The sequence below is a fragment of the Nostoc sp. genome, assembly GCF_041747015.1.
In the GTDB taxonomy this organism is placed as follows: Bacteria; Cyanobacteriota; Cyanobacteriia; order Cyanobacteriales; family Nostocaceae; genus Nostoc.
Genome location: NZ_JBGTFY010000374.1, coordinates 1 through 12,174 on the forward strand (window position 1 = coordinate 1; position 12,174 = coordinate 12,174).

Here is a 12,174-nt window from a genome sequence, read left to right on the forward strand (position 1 = left end):
TGAAGTATTTATTGAGAAGTTTTTAGTGCCACAATTATGGTCAGGAGCAGTGGTGGTGATGGATAATTTATCCGCGCATAAACTAGATTCAATTGTACCAATGATTGAAGCTGTCGGCGCTTCAGTTATTTGTTTATCTTCGTACTCTCCTGATTTTAATCCAATTGAATTATGGTGGTCACAACTCAAATCTTTCTTACGCAGTTTTGCTCCAACTACAACAGAAATGGTTGATAAACTAATCTCAGTTGCACTCGAATTAATAAATCCTCAACATTTAAGAAACTGGTTTGCTAGTTGTTGCTACTGTACCTCATAATAGCCGGAAGTGCTGTATTTGTGTATTACCGCGTAAGTTATGGACAAATTGAGTATTGGAAGTTCCAAATAGGCGTTCGCAAACCGAACCAAAACGAGCTTTGGCTGGGGGTCTTTGCTTTTTTGTACATTCAAAAGTAGCTAGTAGTGTTTCAAAATAAACGCTGTGAAACTCAGCACCGTTATCTACCACTACAATTTGGGGAAGCCTACCGTGACGCTTGACACAAATTCTTAGCACCATTAAGCAAGAACGATATGAGGGTGAGTCAAACGTTAGGTAAACTGCCAGCAATCGCCGTGAGTAAGCATCTACGAGAAATGTTGCCCAAGGTCTGCCAAGATCGCGACCTGTACGAGAGCAAACTAGCTCTGCATCTAACTCAGTATGATCTATATGTCCAATTTCAAAGGGGCGATCGCCGTGTCTTGGGGTAGTTTTAGTAAGCTCCCAATAGAAGGATTCATACTGATAAGCGGCACGACGACCTTGGCGTTTTTTAGTCTGTTCGTAACCAGTCCGGCGTTGTACTTCTTTGGTAAATGCTTTATAGCTCGGAGCAATTACACCAGATTGTTCGCAAGCTCGAACTAAAGCCGCGTGAACCTCCCACATTCTTTTTTGTTTAAGAGTTTCATAATCTTCTAAAATAAACTTCTCCATAATTGCTAAGGTGTCTTCGGGCAGCTTGCGCTGTCGATTACCTTTGACACTGCGATGGGACAAAAGCCCAATGTAGCCGCAACCGTATTTTTGAATTGCAATTAAATATTTAGCTTTCCAGTGACGAATGGTACGGGCTGGTATTGTTTCGTTTTCTGGGGGATGTCCGTTTAAGTAAGGTTCGATAGTTTTGTAGCGTTCAAGGGCTTCTGCTCGGTCTTCAGGACTAGCTTGATGAAATCGCTGCCAAGATTCTGTGCTAATAGCTGTTGTTTCTGGTGTTTGGAGACTTGTGATTTTTCCTTGGCGAACCAGATTCTCAAATACAGCTTTTTTGAGTTCAATTAACTGATTATTTTCTGCACCAAGTATAATCTCTGTTTCGCCAACATGGATGATATTTAAACCTTTGCCGTCCCAACTAACAAGCGTTCCGGTAACAATATTGACTACAGTAGAGATAGCCGGAAGACTTACACTTGGTTGCTCAACCATTAATCTGTAAGCACTAGCAGTTTGTTCGTCACGGAAGATTAGACATCTTTCTGGTTCCGCAAGTGGTGAAGCATTTAAATCAATATAGATTTGCTCTTGAATAATTAAGGTATAGATATCGTCAGATTTAGCTCCTGTTGACTGATTGAGTAATTCTGCTAAAGTTATTCCTGGTTGAGATGACACAATTGCAAGTAATGATTGAGCGATCGCTTCTTCCACTACTAGAGATTCTGAGCGATAATAATCTTCTAAAAATTGCAGATTACGTTGCAGAACCCAATTGATTTCCCGATCTGAGCGAATGCGGTAATAAAGCCCAAACTGGTTAGCATAGTCTTCTCCTGGCGGACAATGCCATTGATTATCTTCTTGAGAGTAAAAGTAACGATTGGGGTTTTTCTCTGCTAGTTTTTTCAAATCCTGCTCAGTTTTACACTCTTCCCAACCAGCCGAATTGGTTCGGATGACAAATAAATCTGGGGTGTGCAAAACGCCTAATCTACGTCCGTTACTTGCTTGATAGTCAAGTTTAATTTGCGGTGGTTGATCGTAGAATTCTAGAACATCTTCATCGTGTTCTAACTGATAGATAATTGGCAGTTCAACCCGATGAGACTCAAATTGAATCGTCACTCCCATCTTGCGACTAGGGTAGCGTCCCGAAACATTCTTACTACCGCCACCAACGCGACGGGATGGCTCAGAGGAGCGAACTTTCTCAATAATTTTTTGCCCTGCCTCGGATATTTGAAGGCGAGCAACCCATTGTTCAAATTGCTCTTTCATATACTTCTTACTAAGAACTTTGCGCTTTATTTTATGAATCTATCAAATATAAGACCATAAAGTTAAGAACTTGCTTGTCTGATGTTATGGTACTTAACTTTATAAAACTTATATTGTGCAAAAGTCCACTTATAGTAGATGGATTTAACGGCGATACTGGTTCAGTATTGTTTTGTGACGCAGAAACACCCCAGTATTGAGTACCGCTTTGGCAAAGCGATTAGGCGGCGAAGGCGAGAGCTAGATTTATCCCAAGAAGAACTGGCTGAAAAGTCAGGACTTCATCGCAACTACATTTCAGGAATCGAAACCGGAGAGCGTAACCCTTCCTTAAAAAATATTGTTAAGTTAGCGGCAGCTTTGGAGATATCTGTCTCCGATCTCTTTGTTAATTACGGTATCGAGGTTAAGAGTGAATCGGAAACTAATTCCTAAAATTTAGCTTTTAAAACTAAAGTACCAGCGTTTAGGTTAATCCAAGAGGGATGACTATTTACTCAGAACATTGGAGCCTAAAACCTCTAGAAATCCCGCAACGGAGTCGGTTATTCTCTCTTGAACCTATGGCGGTGGGAACTCCCTATGCAGAAAGTCTTAGTAGCTATCTCCATCGTTTGGCACAGGCGCATTGTTTAACCACTCAAAAGCTCGTTATGGGAGAAATTGCGCCACTTATCCTCAAAGATAAGGATAAATCTGAGCTACTGTCAAAAAATCTGAGTCACCTATTGGGAAATAGCGACGCTAAACCGGCTATTAACGGAATGCGAGAAATGACAGGAAAGTTAGTCACTGTCTTACAAGAGTTAACAATGCGTCAGGATTTACGCTTTTTGTCCCTCTTAAGCTGGAAAGGAATGATTTATGATAAGGGGTTATTTCGGAACTATCGCGCTTGGTGTCCTTGTTGTTGGGAAGAGTGGATGCAGGAGAACAAAACTATCTATGAACCCTTATTATGGTCATTTAAGGATGTAGAATTTTGTTTGATTCACAAACAGCAATTAATAGAAGAATGTCTTCATTGTGGTTCGCGTTTACCTGTGATGGCTAGGTTTTCACCTGCGGGATTTTGTTCTCGTTGTTACGGGTGGTTAGGACAGGAAATTAAAGGCGAAGAGGAAATAGAGAAATATCGAGTTAATATTCAAGGAATTAGCGAATTAATTGCACTTACTCCCCAATTAGGTTATAAACCCATCCCGATCGAGTTAACCCGAAAATTACAATTAATTTTGTTAGTGTTTGAACAAGCAATTGGAAAGGATGTGAAGTTATTGGGAGATTTAGGAGGAATCATGGAATCGTTGAGGATAGCCTCAACAACAAATCAAAGTCAACCTTATCATTTGGTGAAGTTGATTATTCCTGTGTGCGAGAAGGCGAAGATTAGTGTATCCCAGTTGTTTGGGTCAGATTTTAAGGAATTGGGCAAGATATTGTTCGGGAATTTTAGTCTGGAATTAAACTTGTAAAAGTTTAGTATAAATAAAGATTGATATCAATTCCGGTTACATCGGTATTATTCCCTTTTTCATCTAACGTTTCAGGAGTATTCTGCTGCTAGGGAAATTTCTTTGTGTTTGGCTTCAGGGAGTGCGATCGCTTTCCATTACTGAAAATATGGGATAGAATCATCCGACTGATACTAGAAAAAAGTACGTATCTTAAGAGCGTGCTTTTTATTGTCAGACGATCGCTGGCAAGATTAACCATGAAAAAGCATTGACTGTAGTAATTTTTAGCAACATGACACAGCATAACGCGCAACTCAACAGCCATATCATAGAGTATTTAGATTATTACTGTAATTTGCCTGATGCACCTGGATTCGCTGTTTTGCTTAAAGGTAAATGGGGATCTGGTAAAACATGGTTTATCAAAAGGTATTGCGAGAGCTTAAGGGAGAAAAAGCGGAAATGCTTGTATGTTAGCCTTAATGGTGTAACTAGCTTTTCCGAAATAGAAGAAGCCTTCTTGCAACAACAGATTCCTTTTCTAGCATCTAAGCCAGTAGCAATAGGTAGAAATCTTATTACACAAGTTTTAAAGAATAGTTTAAAACTAGATTTAAATGATGCTGCAACATTAAATCTTACAACTCCAAGTATGAAGCTTACTGAGCTTTTTACAAACCTTGAGCAAAGTATTTTGATATTTGATGATTTAGAGCGATGCAGCATAAATATCGTCAATATACTGGGGTATATCAACAGTTTTGTAGAACACAAAGAATTAAAAGTAATTATCGTTACTGATGAAACGAAGCTAGAAAAAAATTCCGAGTACACAACCATCAAAGAAAAGCTAGTTGGTAAAACTTTTGCAATTTCCCTAGAATTTGACCAAGCACTCGAAAATTTTCTGAAAGGGGTAAGTAATCGGGATGTGAGCGAGTTCTTGTCTAACAGCACCTCATTAATCCAAAACTTATACAACCAAGCCCAGTGCGAGAATTTAAGAATTTTAAAGCAGGTTGTTTTGGATTTTGAAAGAATTTTTGATGTTTTGCCAGAAAAAGCAAAGAATAAACCAGAGCTTCTTCAGGAGGTTTTAAAGTTCCTTACACCTTTTTCAATTGAAATTAGGCACGGGAAAATGCTTCCTACAGATATTGGCAGGTTGCTAGAAGCATCCGCAAACATGAGCTTGAAAAGTATACGGGACAGTAGGGATGAGTTTGCGAATTCAAATGAAGGAAAAAATGGTGACGAAGGGAAAACACTTAAAGAAGTAATTAGTAAGTATCCTTCGTTAAGGTTGTACGATCCATTTCCTAGCGTGGCATGGTGGCAAACTTTTTTTGATAAAGGTAGTTTGGATTTACAAGAACTCAATCAATCAGTTGTTAGCAGTACATATTTTCAAGACGAAAATACACCCAAATGGATGAAATTATGGCATTTTCATCATCTTAGTGATGACGAATTTATTATTTTGCTCAATGAAGTTGAAACACAATACTTAAACAGAGACGCGGAATTTTCCGATCCCGGAATTCTCAAGCATGTAACAGGGATGTTCCTTAATTTTTCTGATATGGGGCTATATTCAAAAACTAAAGAAGAAATTTTGAATAGCTCAAAACTCTATATTGATTGGCTGAAAAATAATAATCAATCAAAGCTGGTATCTTATTCAGTTTCTACGGCTGACAGTATATTTGAAGGATACATGGGGCTTGGGTTTCAAGGCGCAAAACTTCAAGAATTTCAAGATTTTTGTACATACCTTGAAAAAGCTCAAGAGTCAGCAAGGATTGAGATTTTGCCTAATCTTAGGAGAGAGCTACTTGCTATCATGCAAAGCGATCAATGGAAATTCCGCGAGATAATTTCCTTAAATAATTCGCATGACTGGGGCGTGCCAGGACTGAGATATGCTGAAATACCTATATTGAAAGACATAAAAATAACTGAATTTGTAGAAGGGTTACTACGACTCAAATTTGCACATCAGATGACTATTAGTCATGCACTAAAAGAACGATATAAGTTCGATGGCAACAATGAAAAATTACTTGAGGAATTGGATTGGCTTAAATCTGTTCGGGATTTATTACTGGATGAGGTTGCTCGGAGAAAGGGCAAGCCGAGTGGACACTCTATACAAGTAATAATCGAGCTTGATCTGAACGAAGCAATTCAAAAGCTTGAAGCGACAGCGCAACGATTACAGCAATCGCAAAACAACATAGTGGTAGGCAATTAATCATCAAAAGCAGGTGGTTGGCTAGGGGCGATTGGCGATCGCTTTACTTAGGATTGAGAACAGGAGGGAGATCGCTTTATTTGTTGCTACGCACTGGGGGGCGATCGCTTTGATAACTTTTTTATTCTTCCTCTCCAAGCTCACCAAGAGCGTCATCAAATTTGTTGATGATGTCGAGTAACTTTGATACGACTCGCGCAAAGATTTTTTTACGCTCTAATAATTTCGGTTTTTCGTTGCAAGCACTCAACACGGTTTCCCTTAATGGTTCTTTCCCAGAGAATTTGTAGTCGGCAATCATTTGATTAACGGCTTCAATCTTGAGGTTCTCCTCTATACAGAGTTGCTGAATCGCTTCAACACGTTCTTGAGTCCAGAAGTCTTGAAAGACGGTTTCGACTTTTTCTTCGGGTTCAGAGCATCGCCGAGAATTTTCTACCGTGGGTTTTACGGTTATGGTTGGCAATAATCCAATCGACAATTAGAGAAATTCGGTCGGGATTTTCAAAGAATTCTCGGTCTAATTTTGGCTCTGTGATCAGCGTGCCGTCTTTGCGTTTGATTTTGCCCCAATACTCCACGGAAAATTTAAGAACATTTTCATCGGCGATCGCATTGGTGATCACATATTTATGCAGACATTCCTCGAATAGGTCTTTGGTAGTACGTTTACCGTGTTCGTTGCTAGCAGCGTTATCGGCAAAGATGGGAGTCCCGGTAAAGCCGAACATTTGGGCTTTGGTGAAGAATTTGACGATATTTTTATGGGTTTCGCCAAATTGGGAACGGTGGCATTCGTCAAAGATAAACACAATGCGCTTATCTTTCAAGCTCTCCATTGCGGCTTCATGGCGTTGGGATTTGATCGCTCGGTTGAGTTTTTGAATTGTGGTGACGATCAGGCGATTATCCCCAGCCATTTGTTCTACCAGTTGGCGTGTGTTGTCAGTGGTGTCTACGCAGTCGGGGCTGAAATAATTAAATTCTCTGCTGGTCTGATAATCGAGGTCGGCGCGATCGACGACGAACAGCACTTTATGCACTTTGGGTATTTGGGTGAGAATTTGGGCAGCTTTGAAGCTGGTGAGGGTTTTGCCTGATCCGGTGGTGTGCCAGATATAGCCGTTTTTATCGGTATCCTTAACTCGCTCAATGATGGCTTCTACTGCGTAATATTGATATGGGCGCAGCACCATCAGCACTTTGTCGGATTCGTGCAGGACGATGTATTTACAGATCATTTTGGAGACGTGGCATTTCTCCAGAAAGCTGTCGGCGAAGTCTTCCAGTTGGGTTATGAGGTTGTTTTCTTGGTCTGCCCAGAAGAAGGTTTGTTTAAATTCTTGTTTGCGGTTGTTGGCGTAGTAGCGGGTATCGACACCGTTTGAGATAACGAATATTTGGACGTACTGGAATAGCCCATTGTCTGCACCGTAGGAGTGGCGCTGGTAGCGGTTGATTTGGTTGAAGGCTTCTTTAATTCCCAACCCTCGGCGTTTCAGTTCAATTTGCACGAGGGGTAAGCCGTTAATCAGCAGGGTTACATCGTAGCGATTTTTGTAATTGCCTTGTTGGGTAATCTGGTTGGTGACTTGATATTGATTTTGACACCAGTGTTCGGTGTTGAGAAATTCCAGGTAAAAGGTTTTGCCGTCGTCGCGGCTGAGTTCCATTTTGTCGCGGAGGCGTTTGGCGCGATCGAAGACGTTACCTTTATCGAGGTGGTTGAGAATGCTTTTAAACTCTGTGTCGCTGAGTTTGATGTGGTTATGTTTTTCGAGTTGGGTTTTGAGGTTGGCTTTCAGGTCTTCGGCATTACGAAGGGTGACAGGTTCGTAGCTTAATCCGGTGAGGCGATCGATTAGCTGTTGTTCTAGTTCGGCTTCAGATTGAGTCATGGGGAAAGGGTGGGATTATAAATATTTAAGCCTTGGATGAAGCGAAAATCTTTAAGGTTTAAGGTATAGAGGCTAATGTTATGGGTTAGGGCAGTGGCAGCAATCAGGGCATCGGGAATTGTGAGTTTATGGCTTAGGGAATATTGCGCCATGAGTTCAATAAATTTCTCTGAAATGGGCTGATCGATAGGGATATTTTGGAGTAGGTCTAGGTGTTGCTGAATACGATTAAGTTCGTTTTTATTAATTGCGCCATAGTACAGTTCGGCTCTAGTGATTACGCTAATGGCTAATTGATGAATACCAATTTGACGTAATTCTTGAATGATGGCGGTATTATTTTTATAGAATTCAATGAGGATATTGGTATCACACAAAATCATTGATTCTCTTCACCCCATGCGTCTTTGCGGATGGTGTCTAGGGTAATTTTTTTCCCTTCCCAAATTCCGGCTAGGGCGAAAAAGTCTTGATCTTGTTGGGGAGGTGTTTCGGGTTGTTGATCTTGTTGTTGGCGATCGGCTTGAAATTCTAGGAATTCTACAAATTCGATCACTTTTTTTTGTTGTTCGGGGGGGAGTTGTTGGATTTTTTGGATTACGGTTTCGAGGGTTAGCATATTGGGCGTTAGCTAATGGGTAGTAGGTAATGCTTTGATTCTATTCCCCATTCCCTGGTTCAAGGGTTAAACCGCGATAGACTTGTTCAATGGGGAAATTGAGGTTAATGCTTTTGAGTTCGATCGCGTCGCCTGCTTTGTAGTTGATAATCAACCAGTCGCCTGCGTCGTTTTTGTGATAAAGGTCGATTTCGATGCTGGTGGAACTGACTAGTAGGTAATCGATTAAGGCTGGGTTTTGGCGGTACATTCGGAATTTGCCGCCTCTGTCGTAGGCTTCGGTGCTGGCGGAGAGGACTTCGACGATTAAGCAGGGGTATGTAATATATTGGGTTGTGGTTTTATCGCGATCGTCGCAGGTAACGCTGGCATCTGGGTAGGTATAGTTATTACTGCCAAAGATATTGACTTTGACATCAGAATTTACGGTGATGCAACCTGTATTTTCTAAGTGGCTGTCGAACATGGCGGTGAAGCGGATGGCGATACGACCGTGATTGACGCTACCGCCGCTCATGGCGTAAACTTCGCCGTTGATATACTCGTGCTTTTCCAGTTGGGTTGCTTCCCAGGCAAAGTATTCTTCTGGGGTTAAGTTTGTGGGTTTGTCTTTGGCTGCGATCATTGTGGGGAAACTCCTGGATTGGATGACTCGCACACTTTCATATAGAAAAATCCCTGCTGCACTTTATTTTACACAACTAGATTTATCCTTAATGCCCTACTCTTCGTCTAACAATGCTTGTTCATCAAGGAAGGCTTGTAGCCGGATCTCATAATCTTCATAGAAAAGGGTATACAGTCCTTGGCTATAAAGTAGTTTTTCGTCTAAGGGATATTCTTCGTCGAGGAGATCATTAAATTCTGGGTTATCTTCATATCTAATTACATCTTCTTCAATTTCAAAATCTTCTTTTGACTTCTTTTCCAATGCAAAACTGAAAAACGAAGATATGAGATAACGGGATAGGCTTTCTGTTATTTCTCTCAGTAGGCGCGATAAATCTTGATCGTTAAGCAGTTCTTTAGGTATATGTTTTCCGTGAGATAAATCACCTCTCGCATTTCTTAATTCATTAATATGTTTTCCTATCTGTGAGAGTTTACTAATAAAATCTCTCTCGTATACATCATCATTTTTTTGAAGTAACTTGGCTGCCTCAGAGATAAGATTATTAGTTTCGCTTTTCGCTCCTTTATTTAAACTTTTTCCTTCTATCTTTGGATCAATTTGAGTAATAATTGTCTTACAAATACTTTGAAGAAGAGAGTTACAACAGTCTAGACTTACTCCTGTGTGTAAATCCTGGTGATAGCTTTCAATTCCGCTAATAAATTCGGCAAATGCACCATAGTATTGAAAGTCGGGGAATTCTTTGAGATGTCTCTTCACTAACGCTTCTAAACTCTCCATAACACCCTACTACACAAACATTTTCTGGAGTAAGCCTTTCTTAAATTCTTCAGTGTGGTCTATTTGTTGAGATACTGCTTTTATCTTTTGATTGATCATAGTCAGAAATTTGACTATTTTTTTCTGCTCTTCTTGAGAGGGAATTTCAATTTCAATCTGTGCTAACTGAGAACTATATAAATGTACGACTGTATTACCTTGGGCTACTCTGGCGATATCTTTTTTTCTATAATGATTTAAATAATAAGCTAGAAATTCGCCATTTATAGAAGATTTAATAATGTTCAAATCTCCACCCAAAGCAACTCCAGAAATTTTCACACAAGCTGCTTTTGCAATCTCTATTGCTGACTCTCCTGAAGCTGGAATAATTACGTCGTTTTCGAGGCTTAGAATTAAATTTCCAGGATCTACATTGGTTGAAGAAAATACCTTATCAATTACTTCATCATAGAGGGTGTATAATTCCGCATATCTAATACATTGCAAATTTCCAGATTCAACTAAATCCTCTTTAGGAAGTCCCTTTCCTTTTGAAAAATTAGCAACTTTGCCCAGGGTTGTTTCTTGCCAATTAGGAAAAAATGCTCCGTTGTCCTGTTTAAACCGAATCTCTTGAGAAAATATTTTCTGCATTACACCGCGTTTGTAGGTCTGCAAGAGTTCCTGCTTGCGGCGGAGTTGGGTTAGACGGCGATCGACTGCCCCCAGGAAACTAGCGATCTTTTCTTGTTCTTCTAAAGAACAATATTTAATTGGTAAATTTTGTAATATTTCTGTATTTAAAGACGGCATGGTAGAGCCAACAGAAATCCTAATAATGTACCTTCTGACTTTTGTTTGCTGTAAGAAATAAGCAAGGAATTTAGGCTTTAGTTTCTGATTGGGTCTAACTCTCAACATCCGACTAGAAAACAACCAACCTTCTTGGTGATCTTCAACACACGCACTTAAATCGACAGAACCTACTCTAGAAAATACAAGATCACCGGAGTTTAAGGTATATTTTTTTAATCTTTCTCTGTCTAAATTAGTGACTGATGGATAATCAAAATTATCAATATAGAAATTTTTTATATGCTCAACTGTTACTACAGGAGTTCCACCAGTTATATATTGCTCATTCTTTAACTGACTTCCAAAAGGACCTGTTTGAATCTGAGAAGCTTCGGCTAAAATCTTGTCTTTCCAATCTCCTTGAAACTCAGGAAACCGCAACACTGGCATATTTTTGTTTACTTTCTTACTCATAGCGGCGCATCAATCCCCAACTCCTCACAAAACCCCTTAATCGCCTCATCAATCCCCACCATATCCCGATCGCACTGCCTCAACTTTGCCGCTACAGCCGCCAGATCAATGTCCTCCTCCTCCTCAAACGTATCCACATAACGCGGAATATTTAAATTAAAATTATTCTCCGCAATCTCCGCTAACAGTGCGCGATAGCTATACTTCTCCTCCTCTATCCTTTGGCGATAAGTGGAAATAATTTTTTCAACATCCTCATCCCGTAAATAGTTTTGATTCTTCGCCTTCTCAAAATAGGCACTGGCATCAATAAACAAAACATCTTCAGGAGATTCCCGGCACTTCTTCAACACCAGAATGCAAGTCGGGATACTCGTTCCATAAAAAATATTCGCAGGCAACCCAATCACCGCATCCAACCAATTCCGCTCCTTGATTAGATACTGGCGAATATGCCCCTCCGCACCTCCTCGAAACAAAACCCCATGCGGCAACACCACCGCCATAATGCCGTTCTCATCCAGGTGATGGAGCATGTGCTGCACAAAGGCAAAATCAGCCTTAGAAGCTGGGGCTAACTTCCCATACTGACTAAAGCGATCATCCGACTCAAACAGCTTATTCGCACTCCACTGCGCCGAAAACGGCGGATTCGCCACCACCGCCTCAAACCGCATACCCTCATGCTGCGGATGCTCCAGCGTATCCTCTTGCCTCAGATCAAAATTCCGATAATGCACCCCATGCAAAATCATATTCATCCGCGCCAGGTTGTAAGTCGTGCGGTTCATTTCTTGTCCGTAAAAATCCCCGACTGATTCCACCTCCCGCGCCACCCGTAGCAGCAAAGATCCCGAACCACAAGTTGGGTCATAAACCGACTTCAGCCGCTCCTTTCCCGTCGTCACAATCTTCGCCAATACCTTACTATACTTTTGCAGTTTTTACTATTTGTGGATGAGTAATAATACTCATGGCATGAGAAGAGGATTTCTTTAAAAACTAGTTCACTAAC

13 protein-coding genes are annotated in these 12,174 nt (G+C 40.5%); 4 read left to right on the forward strand and 9 right to left on the reverse strand.

Annotated elements, in window-relative coordinates:
- Positions 1-319 (forward strand): transposase (locus ACEW80_RS29580; RefSeq protein ID WP_373530029.1); only part of this gene is annotated, 319 nt, incomplete at its 5' end.
- Here the strand turns inward: ACEW80_RS29580 and ACEW80_RS29585 are convergent.
- On the reverse strand, positions 314-2,266 hold the full coding sequence (locus ACEW80_RS29585) for a TnsA endonuclease C-terminal domain-containing protein (protein WP_373530030.1): 1,953 nt from the start codon (positions 2,264-2,266) through the stop codon (positions 314-316). The genes ACEW80_RS29580 and ACEW80_RS29585 overlap by 6 nt on opposite strands.
- A gap of 174 nt (positions 2,267-2,440) precedes the next feature.
- On the opposite strand from ACEW80_RS29585, the gene ACEW80_RS29590 reads away from it, so the two are divergent.
- The 3 genes from ACEW80_RS29590 (at position 2,441) to ACEW80_RS29600 (ending at position 5,977) form a co-directional block, all read left to right on the forward strand.
- Complete coding sequence (locus ACEW80_RS29590; RefSeq protein ID WP_292730027.1) at positions 2,441-2,701, forward strand: helix-turn-helix domain-containing protein; 261 nt, start codon at positions 2,441-2,443, stop codon at positions 2,699-2,701.
- A 50-nt stretch (positions 2,702-2,751) separates the two neighbouring features.
- On the forward strand, positions 2,752-3,741 hold the full coding sequence (locus tag ACEW80_RS29595; RefSeq protein ID WP_373530031.1) for a TniQ family protein: 990 nt from the start codon (positions 2,752-2,754) through the stop codon (positions 3,739-3,741).
- Positions 3,742-3,991: 250 nt separating this feature from the next.
- A complete protein-coding gene (locus tag ACEW80_RS29600) occupies positions 3,992-5,977 on the forward strand; it encodes a P-loop NTPase fold protein (RefSeq protein WP_373530032.1) in 1,986 nt (661 codons plus the stop codon).
- A 121-nt stretch (positions 5,978-6,098) separates the two neighbouring features.
- Here the strand turns inward: ACEW80_RS29600 and ACEW80_RS29605 are convergent, their stop codons facing one another.
- From ACEW80_RS29605 to ACEW80_RS29640, 8 genes are all read right to left on the reverse strand, one after another.
- Positions 6,099-6,443 carry a hypothetical protein gene (locus tag ACEW80_RS29605; protein WP_373530033.1) on the reverse strand — a complete coding sequence of 115 codons (345 nt, stop codon included), beginning with the start codon at positions 6,441-6,443 and terminating at the stop codon, positions 6,099-6,101.
- Positions 6,391-7,875: a type I restriction endonuclease subunit R gene (locus ACEW80_RS29610; protein ID WP_373530034.1), complete on the reverse strand. Its 1,485-nt coding sequence runs from the start codon at positions 7,873-7,875 to the stop codon at positions 6,391-6,393. The genes ACEW80_RS29605 and ACEW80_RS29610 overlap by 53 nt, the downstream gene beginning before the upstream one ends.
- Positions 7,872-8,258, reverse strand: a complete 387-nt coding sequence (locus ACEW80_RS29615) for a type II toxin-antitoxin system VapC family toxin (protein ID WP_373530035.1) — start codon at positions 8,256-8,258, stop codon at positions 7,872-7,874. Before ACEW80_RS29615 ends, ACEW80_RS29610 begins: the two co-directional genes overlap by 4 nt.
- On the reverse strand, positions 8,255-8,494 hold the full coding sequence (locus ACEW80_RS29620) for a DUF2281 domain-containing protein (protein ID WP_373530036.1): 240 nt from the start codon (positions 8,492-8,494) through the stop codon (positions 8,255-8,257). Before ACEW80_RS29620 ends, ACEW80_RS29615 begins: the two co-directional genes overlap by 4 nt.
- A 40-nt stretch (positions 8,495-8,534) precedes the next feature.
- Complete coding sequence (locus ACEW80_RS29625; RefSeq protein ID WP_373530037.1) at positions 8,535-9,119, reverse strand: Uma2 family endonuclease; 585 nt, start codon at positions 9,117-9,119, stop codon at positions 8,535-8,537.
- Between the two features lie 96 nt (positions 9,120-9,215).
- Entirely contained in the window at positions 9,216-9,908 is a 693-nt protein-coding gene (locus ACEW80_RS29630; RefSeq protein ID WP_373530038.1) for an abortive infection family protein, read from the reverse strand.
- A 9-nt stretch (positions 9,909-9,917) separates the two neighbouring features.
- Positions 9,918-11,159 carry a restriction endonuclease subunit S gene (locus tag ACEW80_RS29635; RefSeq protein WP_373530039.1) on the reverse strand — a complete coding sequence of 414 codons (1,242 nt, stop codon included), beginning with the start codon at positions 11,157-11,159 and terminating at the stop codon, positions 9,918-9,920.
- Positions 11,156-12,100: a type I restriction-modification system subunit M gene (locus tag ACEW80_RS29640; protein ID WP_373530040.1), complete on the reverse strand. Its 945-nt coding sequence runs from the start codon at positions 12,098-12,100 to the stop codon at positions 11,156-11,158. The genes ACEW80_RS29635 and ACEW80_RS29640 overlap by 4 nt, the downstream gene beginning before the upstream one ends.
- Positions 12,101-12,174 lie beyond the last annotated feature (74 nt).

Excerpts from the sequence above, each read along its gene's own strand:
- ACEW80_RS29585 (WP_373530030.1), bottom strand. The coding sequence starts at position 2,266 with ATGAAAGAGCAATTTGAACAATGGGTTGCTCGCCTTCAAATATCCGAG.
- ACEW80_RS29595 (WP_373530031.1), top strand. The coding sequence starts at position 2,752 with ATGACTATTTACTCAGAACATTGGAGCCTAAAACCTCTAGAAATCCCG.
- ACEW80_RS29610 (WP_373530034.1), bottom strand. The coding sequence starts at position 7,875 with ATGACTCAATCTGAAGCCGAACTAGAACAACAGCTAATCGATCGCCTC.
- ACEW80_RS29615 (WP_373530035.1), bottom strand. The coding sequence starts at position 8,258 with ATGATTTTGTGTGATACCAATATCCTCATTGAATTCTATAAAAATAAT.
- ACEW80_RS29620 (WP_373530036.1), bottom strand. The coding sequence starts at position 8,494 with ATGCTAACCCTCGAAACCGTAATCCAAAAAATCCAACAACTCCCCCCC.
- ACEW80_RS29625 (WP_373530037.1), bottom strand. The coding sequence starts at position 9,119 with ATGATCGCAGCCAAAGACAAACCCACAAACTTAACCCCAGAAGAATAC.
- ACEW80_RS29630 (WP_373530038.1), bottom strand. The coding sequence starts at position 9,908 with ATGGAGAGTTTAGAAGCGTTAGTGAAGAGACATCTCAAAGAATTCCCC.
- ACEW80_RS29635 (WP_373530039.1), bottom strand. The coding sequence starts at position 11,159 with ATGAGTAAGAAAGTAAACAAAAATATGCCAGTGTTGCGGTTTCCTGAG.